The organism is Mycobacteriales bacterium, from assembly GCA_035504215.1.
Taxonomy (GTDB): domain Bacteria; phylum Actinomycetota; class Actinomycetes; order JAFAQI01; family JAFAQI01; genus DATAUK01.
This window is the reverse complement of record DATJSI010000112.1, coordinates 40,019-61,375: the sequence shown is the minus strand read 5'-3', so window position 1 is coordinate 61,375 and position 21,357 is coordinate 40,019. Positions and strand designations below refer to the sequence as shown.

Genomic DNA, 21,357 nt, shown 5'->3' with positions numbered 1-21,357 from the left:
AATTCGCATGGCCCATGAGTGGTGCCCCAGCGCCACGGATGGGCCATGGGTGGGGGCATAGCCCCACCGATGGGCCATGCGTGCGGAGGCGGCGGCTACAGCATCGCGAGCAGGCCGGCCAGCCAGCCGACGACCGCGTCCGGTCCCGGGAGCACCAGGTCGGCCGCCTCCCGCAAGCCCGGCGGCACCTCGGCGGTCTCGCCGGGACGGGCTGCTTTGAACGCCACCACGGCCAGGCCGTTGACGGCGCCCGAGTCCCGCAGCGCCCTCACCGTCCGGAACGCGGGCAGGTCGCCGACATCGTCACCCACGTACATCACGGTGGCGGCACCGGTCTCCTCGACGAGCGCACGCAACGCTGCGCCCTTGTCGATGCCGGACGGGCGGAGCTCGATCACGTACCGACCGCCGACCGCTTCCAGCCCCATGTCAGCGGCGAGGCGGCGCAGCACCGGCCCGAGCTCGTCCAGTGCGCGTTGCGGGTCGGCGGCGGGTCGGGTGTGGACCGCGACCGAGTGCTCCTTGTCCTCGACGTAGACCCCGTCGGGGGCAGCCTCGAGAATCGCGGGGAGTCGCAGCCGGACGCGGTCGATCGCCGGATCCGGTGGAGGCGAGTCGACCCGACCGCCCTGCCAGCGCTGCAGCCCGTAGTGCCCGAGCACCCGCAACCCGGGGATGTCGCCGAAGCCGCTGAGGTCGACCACCTCCTGGGCGGCTCGTCCGCTGATCACCGCGAGCATGCCGATCTGTTCCGCGAGCGATCGCAACACCTCGTGCGCGCCCGCGACCGGGCTCGCGTCCTCGGGGCGAGCCACGATCGGCGCGAGGGTGCCGTCGAAGTCCAGAGCGACCAACGCGCTTCGGGGATCGGCCAGCAGCGCAGCGACCGCGTCAGTCACTACTCAGCTGACCCAGTCCGCGGTGATGACCAGCGTGATGCCGGTCTGAGTGAGGCCGACGTCGGAGTTCGGTTCGACCCTGCGGACCTCCGCGAACTCGCGGGCCAGGTGCTTGGCGGCGGCCTTGTTGCCGGCCGAGTAGTAGACGGTCGTCTCGGAGATCACGCCTTGAAGGTTCCCGATCACGCCCACGTGCCAACCCTTTGACTCGATCTCACCGGCCACCTGGTGGGCGAGCCCGGTCAGCCGGGAGTTGTTGAGCACCTGCACCGGGGCCTTCGCCGTACGGTCGGCCGGCTTGCCGGTATGGGTCGTCGCACTGCTCGCGGAGGGTGAGCCGCCCGATGCCACCGGGCTGGAGGCGCCCGGGCTCGGGCCGCCGGCGACCGGGACCGACGTGCTCGGGCTCGGCGAGGCCGGCGCGGTGGTGGACGGCGAGCTCGCCGGAGTGCTCGGTATGGCGCTGTGCGACCCGCCGGCCGCCGCAGCGGTGCTGCCGTTCGGCTTGCCGTTGATCCAGATCAGCAGCGCGACGACCGCACCGACGACCACGAGCGCGACGACCGGACCGAGGACACGTCCGAACTGCGCGCCCGGTGGCGGCGCCCGATGGCTGCGCGGGCGGGTAGCCAGCGGCGCGGTGTCGGAGTCGACCGCATCCGGCGCGGCATCCGACGTCGGGCCCGACACCGGGCCCGACGGAGGGTCCGACGCCGGGGCAGGCGTTCCCGGCTCCGGCACCGCGGCGTGCCCTTCCGCGGTCCCGTGGCCGGACTCCGCGCTGGGCGGGGGTGTGGGCTCCGGCTCGGGATCCCAGTTCGGCTCCCACAGCGGTTCGTCGCCGGGCCGCCCCTCACCGCCCGTGGGCCCGAACTCGCTCACAGGACGACCGTAGTGCGGACAACGGGGGTTACCCGGGATTGCGGGCGCGGGCGGAAGTGCCCGGTCAGGCCTCGAATCCCAGGCGGCGGGCCGATCGCGCCCGCTGCCGCGCGGCCCGCAGCCGACGCAGCCGCTTCACGAGCATCGGATCGGCGGCGAGCGCCTCCGGCCGGTCGAGAAGCGCGTTGAGGACCTGGTAGTAGCGGGTTGCGGACATGTCGAACAGGTCGCGCACCGCCTGCTCCTTGGCGCCGGCGTACTTCCACCAGTGCCGCTCGAACTCCAGGATCTGGCGGTCGCGCTCCGAGAGCTCACCGTCGGCCGCATCGCGGCCGGTAACCGCTCCCTCAGCGCTCATGACGCACTCCTCGCGGTCGCTCGGCGTACACCGAACCCGGCGGACCTGACTTCAGCCGCGCACCTGAACTACAACGCTGTCATTCTGGCACGGCGACCGCGCGAGGTCACGCAGCCCTCTGCCGGTCACCCGGGCCGCGCAGGTCAGGGATACAGCCCGCGGGTCCGGTGCGCCTCGGCAACCCGGCCGACGCCGATCATCTGCGCGGCGGTGCGCAGCGAGGTCCCGCGTTCCTCGGCGAGCGCGGCGACCTCGGCGTAGGAGTTCTCGAGGATCGCCCGCATGCGGTCGGACACCTCGTGCTCGGTCCACCAGTACGCCTGCAGGTCCTGGACCCACTCGAAGTAGGACACCGCGACGCCGCCGGAGTTGGCCAGGATGTCGGGTACGACGACCACGCCCTTGCTCTCCAGGATGGCGTCCGCGTCCGGCGTGGTCGGCCCGTTGGCGCCCTCGACGATGAAGCGGGCCTTCACCCGGTCGGCGTTGCCGTCGTGGATGACGCTCTCCAGCGCCGCGGGCACCAGCACGTCGACATCGAGCTCGAGCAGCTCCTCGTTGGAGATCGAGTCCGTGCCCGGATAGCCGACGACCGACTCCATGCCCCCGCGGATGTCGCGCAGCATCTTCGCGGGGTTCATCCCGCGCGCGTTGTAGGCGCCGCCCTTCACGTCCGAGACCGCGACGATCTTGCAGCCGGCGTCATGCAGGTACTGCGCAGCGAGCCCGCCGACCTTACCGAAACCCTGCACCGCGACAGAGACCTCGGTGGGGTCTACGCCGGCCGCCTGCAACGCCGAGAACGCCGTGATCATGACGCCGCGGCTGGTCGCGCCGGCCCGGCCCTCGGACCCGCCCACGCTCACCGGCTTGCCGGTCACGACGCCGGTCACCGTGTAGCCCTTGTTGACCGAGTAGGTGTCCATGAACCACGCCATGGTCTGCTCGTCGGTGCCGACGTCCGGGGCCGGGATGTCCTTCTCCGGCCCCACGATCGGGCCGATCTCGCTCGCGTAGCGACGGGTCACGCGTTCGAGCTCGGTCTGGCTGTAGAGCCGCGGGTCGATCGTCACCCCGCCCTTGGCCCCGCCGTACGGGATCCCGATCAGCGAGCACTTCCACGTCATCCACATCGCGAGCGCGCGCACCTCGTCGATGTCGGTCGACGGGTGGTAGCGAATCCCGCCCTTGGCGGGTCCGCGCGAGAGGTTGTGCTGCACGCGGTAGCCGCGCAGCACCTCCGTGCTCCCGTCGTCGCGGCGCAGCGGAATGCTGACCGTCATCTCGCGCCGCGGCGTGGCGAGCAGCTGGTGCATGCCATCGTCGAGACCGAGCTGCTTCACCGCCTCGGCGAGCTGTGTCCGCGCGGACTCCCATGCCGACTGGCGTGCACCCACTTGCTGTTCCACCTCCACCCCGCACGATCTCCGTTGACCGCGCGGGTGTACGACAGATCATCCTGCCATTCCCGGATGTACGGCGGATCCGCGGATCGGGCGGTTGGTGACCTGATCCGCCGGTTCCCGTGCGGGAAAGAGCCCCGTGTCCGGATCGAACGGACGACCTGCCGCTTACAAGGCGGCTGCTCTACCACTGAGCCAACGGGGCAGAGGATCAAGGGTAGCCGCGCGACCCGTTCCCTCAGGCGATCGCGGGACCGGCGTCCCCGAGGTCGTCGCCGGTTGCCACCGCGGCCTCGCCGGTTCCGACCGTGTCACCGGCCACCGGGGTGGTGACTCCCTCGTCGGCACCGAAGAAATAGTGGTAGGCGAGCGCGGCGAGCGCACCTCCCACGAGCGGCGCGAGGATGAAGACCCAGATCTGAGTGAGCGCGGTATGGCCGACGATCAGCGCCGGGCCGAGGCTGCGCGCCGGGTTGACCGACGTACCGGTCAGCGGAATCCCGACCAGGTGCACGACGGTGAGCGCGAGGCCGATTGCCAGCCCGCCGAAGCCGATCGAGGCGAGCCGGCTGGTCGCCCCGAGGACGACGAAGACGAACAGGAAGGTCAGGACGACCTCGGCGAGGAATGCACCGCCCGCGTCGATGTGGATCATCGAGGCCTTGCCGAAGCCGTCGGCACCGAGGCCGGTGGTCGCGCGCGAGTATGCGGGCGAGGTTTCGAAGATCCCCCACAGCACCAGCGCGCCGACGATGCCGCCGAGGAACTGCGCGAGCCAGTAGCCGACCGCCTCCTCGAGATCCATCCGGCCGGACACGAGGAAGCCCATCGTGACCGCGGGATTCACGTGGCAGCCGGAGATCGGGCCGATCGCGTAGGCAAGCGCGAGGACCGTGAGGCCGAAGGCCAACGCGGTCGCGACGACCCCCGCCGACACGCTCGCGCCGGTGAGACCGAAACCGAAGCTCAGCGTTGCGACACCGACCGCGAAGATCACCAGCAATGCCGTGCCCAGGAACTCCGCCACCAGTTTGCGCACGTCCATGCCCACTCCCCAAGTCGGACGCCAGAACCGCCTACGGCAGACCATAACCACCGACCGCGTCGAACCGGGACACTGAACGGTGTGCGTACGCCGACCCGGATGACCCGTCGCAGCGTGCTCGGCCTGATCACCGGCGCGACCGCAACGACGCTGGCCGGCTGCCACTCCGGCTCGAAGCGCACCGCGGCGTCGCCGCCGCCCAGCGGATCGCCGAGCGCAACCCGCACCTCAACCGGCCCGGCGGCCGCGGATTGGCGAGCCCTGCGCCGAAGCCTGGCCGGTGACCTGCTCCGGCCGTCGAGCACCGGCTTCGAGCGCGCCAGGCTGTTGTTCGACCGCCGGTTCGACCCCGTCAAGCCCACGGCGATCGCGCAGGTCGCCTCGGCCGCGGACGTCGCGGCGGCGATCGCGTTCGCCCGGCGGTTCCGGCTCCCCCTGCGGATCCGTTCCGGCGGCCACTCCTACATCGGCGCCTCGACCGGAACCGGCCTGGTGATCGACGTACGCCGGCTCAGCGCGGTCGCGGTCGACTCCGCCGAAAGTACGGCAACGATCGGCGCCGGCGCGGCGCTGGTCGACGTCTATGCGCAGCTCGCCCAGCGAGGGGTGTCGATCCCGGCTGGGTCATGCCCGTCGGTCGGCATCTCGGGGTTGACCCTCGGTGGCGGCATCGGCGTCGTCGCCCGGCGCTACGGCCTGACCTGCGACCGCCTGGTCGAGGCGACGATCGTGACGGCGGACGGCCGCTCGCTGACCTGCGACGGTTCCCATGACCCGGACCTGTTCTGGGCACTGCGCGGAGGGGGCGGCAGCTTCGGCGTCGTCACCTCGTTGACGTTCGCGACCCACCCGGCCGACTCGCTCGCCCACGCCTACGTGTCGTGGCCGTGGTCCGCCGCCGCAGAGGTCATCGCGGCCTGGCAGTCCTGGGCGGTGGCCGCGCCGCGCTCGTTGTGGTCGACCGCCCACGTCCTCGCCACCGGAGCGGCTGGTGGCCCGACGGTTGCCGTCGCCGCCGTCATGGTCGGCAGCCAGCCGGCACTCCAACAACACATCGGCGCGCTGACCCAGTCCGTGCCGGTCGCTCCGCAGGCGAACGTGGTCGCGAGCGAGAGCTACGCGGCGACGATGATGCTCGAGGCAGGGTGCAGCAGCCTGACCGTCGAGGCCTGCCACATCGCCGCGGAGACTCCCGGCGGAACGCTCCCGCGCGATGCCTTCGTCGCCGGCTCGGACTTCTTCACGAGCCCGATCCCGGGAAGCGGCATCGCGGCGCTGGTCGCGGCGGTCGCAGCCCGGCAACGCGACCCTCGGCTCGGCGCGGGCGGGGCGTCGTTCGACGTCCTCGGCGGCGCGGTTTCGGCCGTCGCGCCGGACGCGACCGCGTGGGTGCATCGTGAGGCGCTGTTCAGCGCTCAATACACCGCCTCGTGGCAGGACCTGCCGGGCAACGGTCCGCTCGCCCGCAACCAGCACTCGCTCGCGACGATTCACAACGCGGTACGCCGTTACGCCTCCGGCCAGGCCTACCAGAACTACGCCGACGACTCGCTGCCGGATCCGCAGCAGGCCTACTACGGCGCGAACCTCGCGCGCCTGATCGACGTACGCCGGCGCTACGACCCGGACGGGGTGTTCAACCAGCCGCAGGGCGTGCCGCTGCGCTGATCGCTCGAGCCGGATCAGTCGGCGCGACGGCGGCGAGCGATCTCCGCGAGCGCGATGCCGGTCGCGACCGAGGCGTTCAGGGACTCGACGGCGCGGCGCAGCGGGATCCGCACCGTCAGGTCGCAGGTCTGCCCGACGAGGCGCGACAACCCGCGGCCCTCGGCACCGACGACCAGAACCAGCGGGCTGGTCGCGAGCTCGAGGTCGTCGAAGTCGATCTCCCCACGCCCGTCCAGCCCGGCGAGCATCAGCCCCGCGTCGGCGTACGACTTGAGCGTCCGCACCAGGTTGGTCACGCGAGCGACCGGCACGTGGGCGAGCGTCCCGGCGCTGGCGCGCCACGCGGCCGGCGTGACACCCACCGCGCGACGCTCGGGCAGCAGGATCCCCTGCGCGCCGAACGCCGCCGCGGAGCGGGCGATCGCGCCCAGGTTGTGCGGGTCGGTCACGCCGTCGAGCGCGACCACGAGCGGCGGCTCGGGTTCCTCGAGCACGCGCCGCAGCAGGTCGTCGGGATCGGCGTAGTCATACGGGCGCACGGCCAGGGCGACACCCTGATGCGGCGCCCCGGCGGTCAGCCGATCGAGGTCGGTGCGGGTGACTTCGAGCAACGCGACGCCGCGATCTGCCGCGAGCTTCTTCGACTCCGTGACGCGGTCGTCGCGCGCCAGGCCGGTGGCGACGTAGAGCGTGGTCGCGGGAACGGACGCTCGAAGGGCCTCGACCACAGCGTTCCGGCCGGCGACGAGGTCCTCGGCGCCCGGCCGGCGCCGCGCCTTCGGACCGGCGCTTGTCGCGCGCGCGGCGTCGGCACGCTTGGCGGCCGCCCGCGCCCTGCGTGCGGCCGGATGGCCGGTCCGCTCACGGGCCGGTGGAGTCGGGCCGCGGCCCTCGAGCCGCCGCCGGCCGTGCCCGCCGGTGCCCTTGCTCGGACCCTTCTTCGAGGCCATCAGCCGACGCGCCAGCGAGGACCCTGCGGCGTGTCCTCCACCGCGACCCCGGCCGCCGTGAGGGCGTCACGGATCCGGTCGCTCTCCGCGAAGTCCTTGCGGTCGCGCGCGGCCTGGCGCGCATCGAGCAGCGCGGGCACGATGCCCTCGACCGCCCGCCGCAGGGCCGCGTCGCTCGAGGAGTCGATGAAGTCACCCGGCCACAGCCCGAGCACCCGGGTCATCGCGGCGACGTCGGCGAGTGCCGCACGGGCGGCTTGCTCCTCGCCCTCCGCCAACGCGGTGTTGCCGTCCCGCACGCGCTCGTGCAGCACGCCCAGCGCCGCGGGCACCCCGAGGTCGTCGTCCATCGCAGCCGCGAACGCGGCCGGAACGGTGGCGCCCGCGGGCGGCTCGCCGAAGCGCTCGGCCGCGCGCTCCAGGAAGCCTTGGATCCGGGAGTACGCAGCATCCGCCTCGGCCAGAACTGCGTCGCTCCACTCGGTGTCCGAGCGGTAGTGCGGAGCGGCCAACGCGTAGCGCAGCGCGGCCGGCCGGGACATCGCCAGCAGGTCCGGCACGAACAGCGAGTTTCCGAGCGACTTGCTCATCTTCGCGCCGGCGGTGTTGAGCATGCCGTTGTGCAGCCAGAACCGCGCGAAGCCGTCACCGGCGGCATTCGACTGCGCGAGCTCGTTCTCGTGGTGCGGGAAGACCAGGTCGAGGCCGCCGCCGTGGATGTCGAAGACCGGGCCGAGGTACTTCGTCGCCATCGCCGAGCACTCGATGTGCCAGCCGGGTCGGCCCGGGCCCCACGGTGTCTCCCAGAACGGCTCGCCGGGCTTCATGCCCTTCCACAACGCGAAGTCGCGCGGATCGCGTTTCGCACCGGGGTCCTCCGACGGAAGCATCGCGTCCGGCTTCTGCCCGGACAGCTCGCCGTACCTCGGGTCCGACGCGACGTCGAAGTACACGTCGCCGCCGGACGGGTAGGCGTGCCCTGCTTCGATCAGCCGCTCGATCAAGGCGACGATCTCCGGCACGTGCCCGGTCGCTCGTGGCTCACCGGTCGGCTCGAGGCAGTTCATCGCGCGGTACGCCGCTTGGAACTGCCTGGTCATCTCGGTGCCGAGCGCCCACCACGGCACGCCGAGCGCCTCGGCGTTGACGAGCACCTTGTCGTCGATGTCGGTGATGTTGCGCAGGTGGATGACGTCGTACCCGCTCGCCAGCAGCCAGCGGCGGGCGATGTCGGAGGCGACCGCGGAACGCATGTGGCCGATGTGCGGCGGCGACTGAACGGTCGGGCCGCAGACGTACATCGTGACGACGCCGGGCAGCAGCGGTTCGAAATCGGCGGTCGCCCGCCGTCTCGTGTCATAAAGCCGCAGCGTCACGCCGAGCAGCCTAATGACGGCAGGAAGAACAGACCTACGGTCGTTCGACGAGCATCGCCAGGCCCTGCCCGACGCCGACGCACAAGGTGGCAAGACCGCGAGCGGCCTGCTCACGCTCCATCCGGCCGAGCAGCGTCACCGTGACCCGGGCGCCCGAGCAGCCGAGCGGGTGGCCGAGCGCGATCGCACCGCCGTCGAGGTTCACGGTGCCGGGATCGAGGCTCAGCCGCCGGACGCAGGCAAGCACCTGTACGGCGAATGCCTCGTTGAGCTCGACCGCACCGAGATCCGATGCCGACCACCCCGCCCGGTCCAACGCCTTCGTCGTCGCCACCACCGGACCGAGGCCCATGGTCGACGGCGGCACCGCGCCCGAAGCGGTAGCGACCACTCGCGCCCGAGGCGTGAGGTTGTGCCGGCGGACGGCGGCTTCGCTCGCAACGACGACCGCGGCAGCGCCGTCGGACAGCGGCGAGGACGAGCCGGCCGTGACGATCCCGCCCTCGCGGAACGCGGGCTTGAGCTTGGCGAGCTGCTCCAGGCTGGTGTCGGCGCGCGGCCCCTCGTCGACGGCGATCGTCCCCGCCTTGGTCTCGACCGCGCAGAGCTCGGCGTCGAACCGGCCGTCCTTGGCGGCAGCCACTGCACGTTCGTGCGATTGCAGCGCAAACGCATCGGAGTCCTCGCGGGTGATGCCGTCCAGCGCGGCAACCTCCTCCGCGGTCTCGCCCATCGAGATCGTTGCCTTGCCGCCGTCGAGCTCGCGCATCCGCGGATTGACGAACCGCCACCCGAGCGAGCTGTCGAACACCTCGCCCGGTCGCGCCCACGGGGTGCCGGGCTTCGCCATGACCCACGGTGCGCGGGTCATCGACTCCACACCGCCGGCGACAACGACATCCGCCTCGCCGGACCGGATTGCCTGCGCCGCCGCGACGATGGCCTGCAGCCCGCTCGCGCACAGCCGGTTGACGGTGTATCCGGGCGTCGAGTCCGGCAGGCCGGCGAGCAGCACAGCCATCCTCGCCACGTTGCGGTTGTCCTCGCCGGCCTGGTTCGCCGCGCCCAGCACGACCTCGTCGACGGCGTCATCCGGGACGCCGGCCCGGGTCAGTGCGGCCCTCACGACCAGCGCCGCGAGGTCGTCGGGGCGGACGCTCGCAAGCACTCCGCCGTACCGCCCGATCGGCGTCCGCACCCCGCCGACGAGATAGGCCGCAGTCTCGTTCATCGCTCCAGTGTTGCTCAGCGGGTCATGACGAGCGCGGTCGCGACGGCGGCCAGCCCTTCACCGCGGCCGGTCAGGCCCAGCCCGTCGGTTGTGGTGGCAGCGAGCGAGACCGAAGCACCGACCGCACGCGAGAGCGCGGTCTCCGCCTCGACCCGGCGTTCGCCGACCCGGGGTCGCTCGCCGATCAGCTGTACGGCGACGTTCCCGATCGCCCAGCCCTCGGCACCGAGGCGACGTGCGGTCTCGGCCAACAGGTCGGCGCCGGAGGCGTTCGCCCAACGTGGATCGCCGGTCCCGAACTGCGCGCCGAGATCTCCGAGCCCGGCCGCGGAGAACAGGCTGTCGCAGACCGCGTGCGCCACGACATCGCCGTCCGAGTGCCCGGTCAGGCCGTGCTCGCCGGGCCAGAGCAGGCAGGCCAGCATCAGGGTGCGGCCGGGCGAGAAGGGATGCACGTCGACACCCACCCCGATCCGCGGGATCGCGGGCAGCGCACTGCTCAGCGGTACGACGCCGTCGGCGGCCGTCATGCGGTGGCGGGGGCAGACGCAGCGCGCGAACTGCTGACGTGCGCGAAGACCAAGCGGCCGTTGGCCGTGATCACCACGCTGGTCACTCGCACGGTGACATCTTTACCTACCAGCGCCTTGGCGCGTTCGACCACGACCATCGTGCCGTCGTCGAGGTATCCCACTGCCTGCCCCGGCTCGCGGCCCGGCTTGATCAGCTGCACCACGACGTCCTCGCCGACGATGACCGGCGGGCGTAGCGCCAGCGAGAGCGCGTGCAGGTTGAGCACCTGCACACCGGTGAGCGTGGCCACCTTCGCGAGGTTGCTGTCGAGGGTCAGCAACGCCTGGTCGTTGTCGAGGCAGGTGCGCACGAGCTTCGCATCCACCTCGTCGACGTCCGGCTGGCTGTCATCCGCGACCACGAGATCGACGTGCGACTCGCGGCGTAGCGACTCGAGCACGTCGAGGCCGCGGCGACCGCGGGCGCGACGCAGCGGATCGGCCGAGTCGGCCAGCCGCTGGAGCTCGTCGAGCACGGGCTGGATCACGATCATGCGGCCGTGCAGGAAGCCGGCCCGGACCACGTCGAGGATCCGCGCGTCGATCGCCACCGAGGTGTCGATCACCTTGTCGGAGGCGCTCGCGGCCTGCCGTCGCGGCGCGACGCCGGTACGCGGCCCGATCACCGCGAGGACCTCGTCGCGCTTGCCGGCACCGATGCGGAAGCCGGTGTAGCTGACCAGGACGATGACGATGCCGAACAGCGCGATCGCGACCAGCGTCTGCGGGATGAAGAACAGCGGCCAGCCGAACGCGGCGCCGAGCGCTGCGCCGCCGAGCGCGCCGAAGCCGCCGGCGATGAGGGTGTCGGCCGAGACGTCGCGCAGGGCGGCCTCGGTCCGGTGCGCGGTCTGCGCGGCGCTTCGCCCGAAGACACCACCCACGACGTAGCCGACCCCGGAGCCGACGATGAGCCCGACACCGACCTCGCCGAAGGGCCCGAGGACGGCGCCGTGACCGTGGCTGGTCAGCAGGTGCCCGGCCTCATAGCCCAGGCCGGCGAAGAACACGACGGTGAGCAACCGAAGGATCTCGATCAAGCCCGACGGTGCCCGTCCTCGGGCACGCGGGGACCAACCTGGCTTCACACCTGTTTGTCTCGACCGGACCACCGGGAGACTTCACCCATTCGGCGGACCGGTATCAGGAGGGTCCGAACCCGGACGAATCAGCCGCTGAGGACCTCGTCGAGCAGGGCTTCTGCCTTGTCCTCGTTGGTGTGCTCCGCGAGCGCCAGCTCGCTCACCAGGATCTGGCGGGCCTTGGCCAGCATCCGCTTCTCACCGGCCGACAGCCCGCGCTCGCGATCGCGCCGCCACAGGTCGCGCACCACCTCGGCCACCTTGTTGACGTCGCCGGAGGCGATCTTCTCGACGTTCGCCTTGTACCGCCGGGACCAGTTGGTCGGCTCCTCGGTGTGCGGCGCCTTGAGGATCTCGAACACGCGCTCGAGGCCGTCGGCGCCGACGACGTCGCGCACGCCGACGTACTCGGCGTTCTCCGCGGGGACCCGAACGGTCAGATCGCCCTGGGCGACCTTCAGGACCAGGTAGATCTTGTCCTCACCTTTGATGGTCCGGGTCTCGATCGCTTCAATGAGGGCGGCCCCGTGATGGGGGTAGACAACCGTCTCACCGACCGTGAACGTCATACGCGCTGTTCCCCTTCCGCTGGGTCGAGGATAGCATGCGCGACCCCTCCCACGACCGGCCGGAAACCGGTGAAACCGCAGGTCAGAGCCATGATCGCGGTTGTCTCAGGGCTTGACAGAAGGCCCCTTGACGTGCTTGTTCGGAATATCTCGCAGTCCTCTTTCGCACGCGCGCACAACGGCGGATACTGAGCCACATGGGGGACGACGACGACCGTCCGCTCGACTTCTCGAGCGCCTCCGACCACGGCTGGCCGGACCCGGACGACCGCGACCCGGCGCTCGACGTCGAGGAGTGGGCGAACCTCATCGCCCCCGATGACATCAGCTCGCTGACCAAGGACATCAGCGCCTATCACCGGGAACTCTGGCTGGCCCGGCGGCGGGCGCAGCTGCGCCGGCTCGCCGCCCGCCCGGCCTTCGCCTCGATCCCGCTGGTGCTCGCCGCGGTCGCGGTCGCCGTCCTGGTCGCAACGCTGATCAACGCGATGGAGCCGCACCGCGACAGCCGGCCGCCCGCCGCGCTCCCGCTCGCGCACCCCACGATCGCCACCGGCCAGGCGGGCGGGCTGCTCCCGGACGTCGCGCTCCAGGACAGCACCGGGCCGTCGGTGTCCGCACGGTCGCTTCGCCCGGCGCTGCTCGCTTTGGTCCCCCTCAACTGCCATTGCGTGCCGCTGCTGGACGACCTCGCCGGGCAGGCCGGGAGCAAGAACCTCCCGCTCGTCGTGATCGCCCCGTCGGACGCCGAGGCCGGAGCGCTGGCCGGCCAGATCGATCAGGGCATGCCCACGGTCCTCTACGACAGCTCCGGCCGGCTCGCCACGGCGGTCGGGGCGCAGGGAATCTCCGTGGTCACCCTGGCCCGGGACGGCACGATCTACACGATTCTCCGCAAGATTCCGCCAGCTCGCCCGCCGCAGGTGAGCGGTGAGCTCACGAGCATGCTGGCCGACCAGCGAGCCTCCGGCTGAGCACCGCGCCTTCGGCGCTTTCCCGCCCGCTCGCGCTGATCCGCGCGACCCACCCGCTCCCGTGCGTCGCCGTGACCGTGCTGGCGACGGCGATGGCGATCGCTGCCGGCATCCATGCCCGCAGTGCGCTGCTCGCCGTCGCGGTGCTCTGCGGCCAGGTGTCGGTGGGCTGGTCCAACGACGCCATCGATGCCCCGCTCGACCGGCAAGCCGCCCGGCCGGACAAGCCGATCGCGGCCGGTGAGCTGTCCCGCCGCCTGGTGGCGGCCTGCGCGGTGAGCGCCCTTGCGGTCGACGTACCACTGTCGTTGGCGCTAGGGCGCCGCGCCGGGATCGCTCATCTCGGCGCCGTCGCGCTGGCCTGGAGCTACAACCTCGGGCTGAAGCGCACCGTGCTCAGCGTCCTGCCCTACGCGGTCGCGTTCGGGCTGGTCCCGGTCGTGGTCGCCTCGATGCTTCCCGGTACGCCGTTCCCGCACGTCGCGCTCGTGGTCGCGGGGGCCGGCTGCGGTGCGGCCGCGCATTTCGCGAACACGATCGGAGACGCGTCCGACGACGCCCTCACGGGCGTGCGCGGGCTGCCGCAACGGATCGGACCGGTCGCCTCGACGGTGGTCTCCGGCGGTTTCGTCGCCGTGGCAGTCGTCGCGATTCTGGTCGCCGCGGGACCTGGACCGCTCACGATCACCGCGGCCGCCATCGACATCGCCGTCGCGGCCGCCCTGCCGCTCGCGATCCGCTTCCCGCGCTCGCGCCGGCTCGCCTTCCACTCGGTAATCGCAGCGGTCGCCGTACTCGTGCTCGCCTTCGTCGTGAGCGGCGGCTCCCACCTGGCCCGCTGACCGGGCAGGTCCGCCGGGGGTGCCTCGGCTCGATGGCCCGGAAGGTCAGTACGCTGACCGAGCCGTCGACGCCGCACCACGTGGTGCCAGGCGGGCTTGCGCTCAAGGAGAGAGAGTTGATTGTGCGCCGCGCGGTGGTTGCCACCGTGTTCGTCGTGAGCGCCGCGACGCTTTCCGCGTGCGGGTTCGAGGCACCCGCCATCGAGACCACGGAGAAGCCGTCGATCCAGGCGGTCGACGTGAAGGTGGCCGCGGTCGACGTCGATGACACGGCGATCACCACGACCACGGTCAACGGCGTTCCGCACTACTGGCTGCAGGCCACCTTCGTGAACAACGGACGTACGTCGGACACGCTCACTCGGGTCACGACCACCAGCGGCACGATGACGATCAACCCGGCGGCGACCGCGGGAAGCACGGGAGCGAGCCAACCACCGGCCGCCGGCGTGGTCCTGCCGCCGGGGATTCCGGTCGAGATCGGCAGCCCGGTGCCCGGCGCCACCGGACCATCGGTCAGCGCGGCGCTCTCGCCCCCGCCGCAGGTCGGGGACTACGTCACGGTCGTCCTGACCTTCGCGCAGGCCGGCACCTCCGCCCGGATCCAGGTGCCGCTCATCCCGGCCGGCGAGACCACGAACCCCACCCAGCCGCTGCCCACCGGCACTGCGTCGGTGCCGCCCGCGATCAGCTAGCGCGCAGCGTCAGCGAGCTGCTTCAGCGGCCCTGGTTGGCCACGGCGGCCATGCCGGACTGCGCGGCCTCCGGGTCGAGGTAGGTCCCGCCGCCGTGCAGCGGGCGCAGCTGTTCGTCGAGGTCGTAGCGAAGCGGCACGCCGGTGGGGATGTTGAGCGCAGGGATCTCCTCGTCACTGATCCCGTCGAGGTGCTTCACCAGCGCCCGCAACGAGTTTCCGTGCGCCGCCACCAGCACGGTCGCGCCAGAGTGCAGATCCGGCACGATCGCGTCGTCCCAGTACGGAAGCAACCGCGCCACGACGTCCTTGAGGCACTCGCTGCGCGGTACGACCTCGGGCGGCAGATCGGCGTAGCGCGGGTCGCCGCTCTGCGAGTACTCGGCACCGGCCTCGATCGGCGGCGGGGGCGTGTCGTAGGAGCGCCGCCAGATCATGAACTGCTCGTCGCCGTACTGGTCGCGGATCTCCGCCTTGTTCTTGCCCTGCAGGTCGCCGTAGTGGCGCTCGTTCAGCCGCCAGCTGCGCCGGACGGGAATCCACCCACGATCACAGCCGTCCAGCGCGTCCTGGGCGGTGATGATCGCGCGGCGCAGCAACGAGGTGTGCAGCAGGTCGGGCAGCAGGTTGTGCTCGCGCAGCAGCTCGCCGGCGCGCAGCGACTCCGCACGCCCTCGGTCGGACAGCGCGACATCGACCCAGCCGGTGAAGCGGTTCTCCGCGTTCCACACACTCTCGCCGTGCCGCAGCAGCACGAGGGTTCCCGTCATGGCTGCACATCCTCGCGCACCTCGTCCGCAGCCGGGTCGGTGAGTCGTCGGCCACGTGACGGATCGGCGAACCGGGCGAAGGCGGCAAGGTTCGCGAGCGACTCGCCGCGCTTGACCCGCCAGTCCCACTCCCGCTCGATCGACGATCGGAAGCCGATCTCGAGAGCGGCGTCGAACCACTCGTCGGAGTACGTCATCACCGAGCCGAGCACGCGGTCGAGCTCGTCCGGGTCGATCGCCGACAACGGCAACCGTCCGACGATGTAGACGTCGCCGTGGTGGTCGACCGAGAAGGCGACGGCGTACATCTTCGCGTTGCGCTCCAGCAGCCAGCGGTAGAAGCGCTCCTGCGCCTCGTCCGGCCGCCGGCAGAAGAACGCCTCGACGTGCAGCGAGTGGTCGCCGACGACGAGCCAGGTGACGGTCGCAAGCTTGTGAGTGCCGGGAAGCCGTACGACGAACGCGCCCGGCTCCGGCTCTTCGAACTGCAGGTCACGTTCCCGCAAGGTGGCCCGGATGACGTCGGCCCGCGCCGACGCGTCGGGTGCGGTCATAAGGCGGAGTAGACCCCGAGCACCTGGTCGACGGTCGCCGACCAGCCGAACCGCGCGGCATGCTCGACCGCGCCTTCGGACAGCACCGACCGGTAGCCGTGCTCCCGGACCAGCCGGCCGACCGCTCGCGCGTAGTCCGCCGGATTGTGGCCGTCGATCAGCTCGCCGGACAGGCCGTCGGCGACGGCGGTCCGCAGCCCACCGACTTTCGCAGCGACGACCGGGGTGCCGCAGGCCTGCGACTCAACCGCCACCAAGCCGAAGGACTCGGTGTAGGACGGCACGACGGTCACGTCCGCCGCGCGGTAGTAGTCGGCGAGCACGGTCTGTGGCACCGGTCGCTCGAACCGGACCAGGTCCGCGATGCCGAGCGCTCCGGCGAGCTTGCTCAAGTGCTCCGGCGCGGTGAGCCCGCTGCCGGACGGGCCGCCGACGACGGCAACGACCAGCCGATCCCGCAGGTCCGGGTCGACCGCGAGCAGCTCGGCGGCGGCGCGCAGCACCACGTCCGGCGCTTTCAAAGGCTGGATCCGGCCGACGAACAACAGGACGACCGCGCCGAGCGGCAGGCCCAGCCGGGCCCGCGCGTCGTAGCGATCCCCCGGCGTGAAGACCCGAAGGTCGACGCCCGGAGCGACCGTGACCACGCGGGCCGGGTCGGCGTTGTAGAGCTCGACCAGCTGATCGGCCTCCTCGGCGGTCGATGCGAGCAACCGATCGGCCGCCGCGACGACCTGCAGCTCGCCGATCGCACGCAGTGCCGGCTCCGGATCATCACCCTCGGCGAGCGAGGCGTTCTTGACCTTCGCCATCGTGTGCATCGAGTGCACGAGCGGGACCCCCCAGCGCTCCTTGGCCAGCCAGCCGACCTGCCCGGACAGCCAGTAGTGCGAGTGGATGACGTCGTACCAACCGGGTTCGTGCAGCGCCTCTTCACGCATCACGCCGCTGGTGAACGCGCAGAGCTGAGCGGGAAGGTCGTTCTTGTCCAGGCCCTCGTACGGACCGGCGGTGATGTGCCGCACGGTGACGCCCGGCACCATCTCGACGACCGGCGGCAGGTCGCTGCTCGTCGAGCGCGTGAAGATGTCCATCGAGATGTCGCGATCCGCAAGCCGGCGAGCCACTTCGGTGACATAGACGTTCAGGCCGCCGGCGTCACCGCATCCGGGCTGGTCGAGCGGCGACGTGTGCACCGACAGCATCGCGACCCGCCGCGGCAGCGCCATGCTTCCATCCTGCCCGATCCGGCGACGACACCGAAATCCCCGCCGTACGGTCACTGATCGTTCACTCCGTAGTCTCGTCCCGTGAGCCGTAGAACCGCCGTCGTCACCGGTGCAAGCAGCGGGATCGGTGCGGCCACCTCGCGCCGGCTCGCCGCGGAGGGGTACGACGTCGTTGCCGCCGCCCGTCGGGTCGACCGGCTCGAGGCGCTGGCGCGCGAGTCAGGTGTCCGCCCGGTTGCGCTCGACGTCACCGATGAGAGCTCGGTGCAGGCCCTCGCCGCGACCATCGACACCTGCCACCTGCTGGTCAACAACGCGGGCGGCGCATTCGGTCTCGCACCGGTCGCCGCCGCCACCGACGACGATTGGCAGCAAATGTGGCAGGTCAACGTCATGGGGACGATGCGGATGACTCGCGCATTGCTGCCGAAGCTCGAAGCAAGCGGGGACGGCGTGATCGTCACGGTGACGTCGACGGCCGGACACGGCGCTTATGAGAACGGCGGCGGCTACATCGCGGCGAAGTTCGCCGAACGCGGGGTCAGCGAGACCCTGCGGCTCGAGCTCTGCGGCAAGCCGGTTCGCGTCGTCGAGGTCGCGCCGGGCATGGTGCGAACCGAGGAGTTCTCACTCAACCGCCTGGGCGGCGACCGGGCGGCGGCCGACGCCGTGTACTCGGGCGTCCCCGGACCACTCAGCGCCGACGACGTCGCCGACTGCATCGTCTGGGCGGCCACCCGTCCCTGGAACGTCAATATCGATCTGCTCGTCGTCCGGCCCAGAGCCCAGGCGGCAGCACACAAAGTCCACCGGGAGAACGTTCATTGAACGAGCACACTCACACCGTCAACAACGGCAAGCGCGATCTGACCATCGAAGAGCTCGCCATGATGCAGCCGGGCATGGACCGGTTGATGGCGGAGATCGGCCAGCGCGTGCACCGGCTGTTCTACGCCGCACAGGCCGGCAACTGGAAGCTGGCGGAGTACTTCTACAACTCGACGGTGAAGCAGCTCAAGCTCTGCGCCACGAGCCGGCCCAAGTACGCGACCGACATGGCCGCGTTCATCGACGAGGACTGCATTCCCGTGCGTGAGGCTCTGCGCAACCGGGACCACGCGGAGTTCGAGCGGGCATACGACGCCTTCATCGACCGGGCGAACCACTACCACGACGTCTGGAAGAAGCAGTGGCTGCACTGGGTCACGCCCGCGACCCCGCCGGAGGACCTCGACCTCAAGGCGGGAATCGAGGAATGACCGAGCCGTCGTACACCGAGCTCGTGGCAGCGGTACGCCGGGAGGGCGAGGGCCTCGTCGCCGCGGCGGGGATGGGGCTCGACGCCGCGGTGCCGGCCTGCGAGGGCTGGGCCGTGCGTGACCTGGTCGGGCATGTTGCCGGCATCTACAACCGGATTGCCAACCTGGTATCGAGCCGCGCGACCGAGTCGCCGGAGCGGATCCCGTTGCCGGACGGCGAACCGGTCGCCGTACTGAACGTTCTGCTCGACGACCTCGTCGCCGAGCTCGCCGACTGCGATCCGGACACGCCGATGTGGAACTGGTCCGAGGGTTCGCCGAAGGTCGCGAGGTTCTGGGCCCGCCGCATGGCCCACGAGTCGGCCGTTCACCGCTTCGATGCGCAGTCCGCGCACGGCGTGCTGCAGCCGGTCGACGCAGACCTGGCCGGTGACGGGATCGACGAGCTCATCGACGTGATCGCCAACCGCGTCTATGCGCGGGACGACGTCGACGGACCGACCGGCACGGTGCGCCTGGTCGCGACCGACAACGATCCGTGGTCGGTCGATCTGCTGCCCGACGGGATCCGCCGCAGCGATGGATCGCGGGCGGCAGATGTCACCGCGTCCGGGACGTCGAGCGCCTTGTTGCTCGCGGCTTATGCACGAGTGCCCTGGCAGTCCCTCGAGGTCGCCGGCGACGCCACGTTGCTCGCGGCCTGGACCGCTGCGCTCAACTTCTAACCGCTCGACCCAAAGCCGCCGTCACGGGATCCGGACCGAGAGCAGCGGAACGAGCAGCTCCCGGTCGGTGAGCGCGCCGTGATGACCGATCAGGGACGACGCCAGGGACTCGCGACGCCGCTGCACGACGCCGAGCCCATCGCGGGCGATGGCGAGCACGTCGCCGATCCGCGCAAGGGCGAGCGGGGTGACGACCGGTCCGAACAGCCCGGCGGCTACCGCCTCGTCGCGGCTGAGCACCCAGGCCCGCTCGCCGAGCACCGAACGCCAGGTCTCGCGCACGTCCCGCGCGGCGCCCGGCAGGGCATGAACGTGGCGCATGCGCGGCTCGCCGGCGAGCGCGAGGACACCGTCGCGCAGCGGCGACCCCTCCGCGTCGGCGTCGACGACTTCCTCCGGCGACAACGCGGTCATGCCATGGTCGGCCGTGACCAGCAGCATCGTGCCGCTCGGCAGCCGCGCGGACAGCAGCTCGACCTGCCGGTCCACGATCGACAGCTGCGCCGTCCACGCGTCGCTGTCCGGCCCGCGGACGTGCCCGATGAAGTCGAGCTCCGGGGTGTAGGCGTAGACCAACGAGCGGTGGCCGTGGTCGGCGGCGTCTGCGGCAGACGCGACCGCGTCGCCGACGGTCGTCACGCCGCGGTACGCACCGCCGCGGAAGACGGCGCGGGTGAGCCCGGAGCCCTCGAAGTCGCGCGAGCTGACGATCGTGACCGACACGCCGGCCGCGTCGGCACGTTGCCACATCGTCGGCTCGGGTTGCACGACCTCCGGCACCAACCGGTCACGAAGGTCGTCGCGCGAGCCGATCGGCCGCCAGGTGAGCCAGTTGACCGGCTCTGCGACTTCTTCGACGTACGTCGAGTACCCGGTCAGTGCGTGCTGGCCGGCCGGCACGCCCGTCGACAACGACGCGAGCGACGTGACCGTGGTGGACGGGAAGCCGGCAGTGAGCTCACGGCAGCTCATCGACGACAGGTACGGCGCAGCGTCGGCGTGGGTGCGCAGGCCCAGCAGACCCATGCCGTCCACGAGCATCACGACGACCCGCTGCGCGGGCGCGAAGCCGAGCCGGTTGTCGGTGCCGACCTCGAGCGCAGCGAGCACCGATGGCATCACGTCGGCGAGGGACGCCTCGCCGTACCGCGGGACCGCGAACGTCATTGCGGCAGTCGCACGCGCAGCCGACGGAAGCCCTTGCCCTTGTTCTCGATCTTGACGATCTCCATCCCGCCGATCTGCTTGGTCGAAGCGACATGGGTGCCGCCGTCGGCCTGAGTGTCGAGACCAACGATGTCGACGATCCGGACCTCGGTGAGGTCGGGCGGCAACAGGTTGGTTGCGGTCCGGATGATGTCGGGGATCGCGAACGCCTCGTCCCGCGGCAGGACCTTGACGTCGATCCGCCGGTCCGCGGCGATCTCCGCGGCGCACGCCGCCGCGACCGCGTCCCTGAAGCCTTCCGGGACCTCGGGCAGGTTGAAATCCATCCGCGCCTCGAGCGGCTCCATGTTGCCGCCGGTCACCAGCGCACCGAAGTCGCGGTAGACGACGCCGGACAACAGGTGCAGCCCGGAGTGCGTACGCATCAGCGCCGAGCGCCGTTCATCGTCGAGCGCGCCTCGGACCGCGGTGCCTGCCGTCGGCACCGGGTCGCCCTCCGCCGGGATCAGGTAGACGTCGTCGTGTCCCTTGCGGGCGCCCACGATCCGGGTCTGCACGCCACCCCACAGCAGAACTCCGGTGTCGGGAGGCTGCCCGCCGCCGCCGGGGTAGAAGGCCGACCGGTCGAGCACGATCCCGTCGTCCCCGACCGAGAGCACGGTCGCCTCCCAGTCGCGCAGGGTCGAGTCGGCGAGCTCGAGGCGATGGGTTGTCATCGCTGCAGATTAGTGGCCGGACCCGCCGCAGCAGGCCCGGCGTCGATCAGCGCCGGTAGGGGCCGTACGGGCCGTCCGAGGACGACCCCGAGGGCGGTCGACTGCCGCCCATGCCGCGGATCGCCGGCCGAACGTCGATGAAGTAGATCAGCGCGGCGATGATGCCGACGATCGAGATGAAGAAGCCGACCAGCAGGATCAGCACCCAGAAGATCTTGGTCTGCTTCCCCGCGGCGACATAGGCGGCGTCGCGGCGGATCACGGCGTCGATCAGCGCGACCAGCACGACGACGTGCACGACCAGATAGATGAGAAAGAACGCGCCGTGCAGCGGAAAGAGCAGCACCGAGGACATGATCACCAGGGTACGCGGGAACCGGCCTCGCAACCGG

Annotated in this window: 23 protein-coding genes, 1 tRNA gene and 1 pseudogene; 7 read left to right on the top strand and 18 right to left on the bottom strand. The window is 71.2% G+C overall.

Annotated elements, in window-relative coordinates; all coding sequences use genetic code 11:
- Positions 1–95 precede the first annotated feature (95 nt).
- The 6 genes from otsB to VME70_13790 all read right to left on the bottom strand — a co-directional run bounded on the left by otsB (position 96) and on the right by VME70_13790 (position 4,587).
- Positions 96–899, bottom strand: a complete 804-nt coding sequence (gene otsB, locus VME70_13815) for a trehalose-phosphatase (protein HTW21275.1) — start codon at positions 897–899, stop codon at positions 96–98.
- A gap of 3 nt (positions 900–902) precedes the next feature.
- A complete protein-coding gene (locus VME70_13810; GenBank protein HTW21274.1) occupies positions 903–1,781 on the bottom strand; it encodes a LytR C-terminal domain-containing protein in 879 nt (292 codons plus the stop codon).
- 64 nt (positions 1,782–1,845) lie between these two features.
- Positions 1,846–2,139, bottom strand: a complete 294-nt coding sequence (locus tag VME70_13805) for a DUF3263 domain-containing protein (protein HTW21273.1) — start codon at positions 2,137–2,139, stop codon at positions 1,846–1,848.
- Between the two features lie 143 nt (positions 2,140–2,282).
- Positions 2,283–3,536 (bottom strand): Glu/Leu/Phe/Val dehydrogenase, encoded by a 1,254-nt coding sequence (locus VME70_13800; protein HTW21272.1) that lies wholly within the window; start codon positions 3,534–3,536, stop codon positions 2,283–2,285.
- Between the two features lie 139 nt (positions 3,537–3,675).
- A tRNA-Thr gene (locus VME70_13795) sits at positions 3,676–3,747 on the bottom strand.
- Positions 3,748–3,780: 33 nt separating this feature from the next.
- Complete coding sequence (locus VME70_13790) at positions 3,781–4,587, bottom strand: MIP family channel protein (GenBank protein ID HTW21271.1); 807 nt, start codon at positions 4,585–4,587, stop codon at positions 3,781–3,783.
- An 81-nt stretch (positions 4,588–4,668) separates the two neighbouring features.
- On the opposite strand from VME70_13790, the gene VME70_13785 reads away from it, so the two are divergent.
- A complete protein-coding gene (locus VME70_13785) occupies positions 4,669–6,255 on the top strand; it encodes an FAD-binding oxidoreductase (protein ID HTW21270.1) in 1,587 nt (528 codons plus the stop codon).
- Between the two features lie 14 nt (positions 6,256–6,269).
- Here the strand turns inward: VME70_13785 and rlmB are convergent, their stop codons facing one another.
- The 6 genes from rlmB to VME70_13755 all read right to left on the bottom strand — a co-directional run bounded on the left by rlmB (position 6,270) and on the right by VME70_13755 (position 12,035).
- Complete coding sequence (gene rlmB, locus VME70_13780) at positions 6,270–7,205, bottom strand: 23S rRNA (guanosine(2251)-2'-O)-methyltransferase RlmB (GenBank protein HTW21269.1); 936 nt, start codon at positions 7,203–7,205, stop codon at positions 6,270–6,272.
- On the bottom strand, positions 7,205–8,581 hold the full coding sequence (cysS, locus tag VME70_13775) for a cysteine--tRNA ligase (protein HTW21268.1): 1,377 nt from the start codon (positions 8,579–8,581) through the stop codon (positions 7,205–7,207). The genes rlmB and cysS overlap by 1 nt, the downstream gene beginning before the upstream one ends.
- A 34-nt stretch (positions 8,582–8,615) precedes the next feature.
- A complete protein-coding gene (locus VME70_13770; protein HTW21267.1) occupies positions 8,616–9,812 on the bottom strand; it encodes a thiolase family protein in 1,197 nt (398 codons plus the stop codon).
- Positions 9,813–9,826: 14 nt separating this feature from the next.
- The gene (ispF, locus tag VME70_13765; protein ID HTW21266.1) at positions 9,827–10,303 is read right to left on the bottom strand and encodes a 2-C-methyl-D-erythritol 2,4-cyclodiphosphate synthase; all 477 of its coding nucleotides are present in this window, start codon (positions 10,301–10,303) and stop codon (positions 9,827–9,829) included.
- A 35-nt stretch (positions 10,304–10,338) separates the two neighbouring features.
- On the bottom strand, positions 10,339–11,424 hold the full coding sequence (locus VME70_13760) for a hypothetical protein (protein HTW21265.1): 1,086 nt from the start codon (positions 11,422–11,424) through the stop codon (positions 10,339–10,341).
- Between the two features lie 128 nt (positions 11,425–11,552).
- Positions 11,553–12,035, bottom strand: coding sequence for a CarD family transcriptional regulator (locus VME70_13755; GenBank protein HTW21264.1), 483 nt, complete (start codon positions 12,033–12,035; stop codon positions 11,553–11,555).
- 197 nt (positions 12,036–12,232) lie between these two features.
- Between VME70_13755 and VME70_13750 the strand changes: the two genes are divergently transcribed.
- From VME70_13750 to VME70_13740, 3 genes are all read left to right on the top strand, one after another.
- On the top strand, positions 12,233–13,009 hold the full coding sequence (locus VME70_13750; protein ID HTW21263.1) for a hypothetical protein: 777 nt from the start codon (positions 12,233–12,235) through the stop codon (positions 13,007–13,009).
- 71 nt (positions 13,010–13,080) lie between these two features.
- The gene (locus VME70_13745) at positions 13,081–13,851 is read left to right on the top strand and encodes a UbiA family prenyltransferase (GenBank protein HTW21262.1); all 771 of its coding nucleotides are present in this window, start codon (positions 13,081–13,083) and stop codon (positions 13,849–13,851) included.
- A gap of 116 nt (positions 13,852–13,967) precedes the next feature.
- Positions 13,968–14,546, top strand: coding sequence for a hypothetical protein (locus VME70_13740; GenBank protein HTW21261.1), 579 nt, complete (start codon positions 13,968–13,970; stop codon positions 14,544–14,546).
- 22 nt (positions 14,547–14,568) lie between these two features.
- Here VME70_13740 and VME70_13735 read toward each other — a convergent pair whose 3' ends face one another.
- From VME70_13735 to mshA, 3 genes and pseudogenes are all read right to left on the bottom strand, one after another.
- On the bottom strand, positions 14,569–15,315 hold the full coding sequence (locus VME70_13735) for a phosphoglyceromutase (GenBank protein ID HTW21260.1): 747 nt from the start codon (positions 15,313–15,315) through the stop codon (positions 14,569–14,571).
- Positions 15,312–15,869: a YbjN domain-containing protein gene (locus VME70_13730; GenBank protein ID HTW21259.1), complete on the bottom strand. Its 558-nt coding sequence runs from the start codon at positions 15,867–15,869 to the stop codon at positions 15,312–15,314. The genes VME70_13735 and VME70_13730 overlap by 4 nt, the downstream gene beginning before the upstream one ends.
- Positions 15,870–15,886: 17 nt before the next feature.
- A pseudogene (gene mshA / locus VME70_13725) lies at positions 15,887–17,098 on the bottom strand (D-inositol-3-phosphate glycosyltransferase).
- 81 nt (positions 17,099–17,179) lie between these two features.
- On the opposite strand from mshA, the gene VME70_13720 reads away from it, so the two are divergent.
- From VME70_13720 to VME70_13710, 3 genes are read left to right on the top strand one after another with little or no spacing between them, the layout of a single operon-like run.
- Entirely contained in the window at positions 17,180–17,926 is a 747-nt protein-coding gene (locus tag VME70_13720; protein HTW21258.1) for an SDR family NAD(P)-dependent oxidoreductase, read from the top strand.
- Positions 17,923–18,357, top strand: coding sequence for a hypothetical protein (locus VME70_13715; protein HTW21257.1), 435 nt, complete (start codon positions 17,923–17,925; stop codon positions 18,355–18,357). Before VME70_13720 ends, VME70_13715 begins: the two co-directional genes overlap by 4 nt.
- The gene (locus tag VME70_13710) at positions 18,354–19,082 is read left to right on the top strand and encodes a maleylpyruvate isomerase family mycothiol-dependent enzyme (GenBank protein HTW21256.1); all 729 of its coding nucleotides are present in this window, start codon (positions 18,354–18,356) and stop codon (positions 19,080–19,082) included. Before VME70_13715 ends, VME70_13710 begins: the two co-directional genes overlap by 4 nt.
- Before the next feature lie 21 nt (positions 19,083–19,103).
- Here the strand turns inward: VME70_13710 and VME70_13705 are convergent, their stop codons facing one another.
- The 3 genes from VME70_13705 to VME70_13695 are packed head-to-tail and all read right to left on the bottom strand — an operon-like array spanning position 19,104 to position 21,320.
- Entirely contained in the window at positions 19,104–20,249 is a 1,146-nt protein-coding gene (locus tag VME70_13705; protein ID HTW21255.1) for an alkaline phosphatase family protein, read from the bottom strand.
- Positions 20,246–20,965 carry an alanyl-tRNA editing protein gene (locus VME70_13700; GenBank protein HTW21254.1) on the bottom strand — a complete coding sequence of 240 codons (720 nt, stop codon included), beginning with the start codon at positions 20,963–20,965 and terminating at the stop codon, positions 20,246–20,248. The genes VME70_13705 and VME70_13700 overlap by 4 nt, the downstream gene beginning before the upstream one ends.
- Positions 20,966–21,011: 46 nt before the next feature.
- Positions 21,012–21,320 (bottom strand): DUF2516 family protein, encoded by a 309-nt coding sequence (locus tag VME70_13695; GenBank protein ID HTW21253.1) that lies wholly within the window; start codon positions 21,318–21,320, stop codon positions 21,012–21,014.
- Positions 21,321–21,357: the final 37 nt, after the last annotated feature.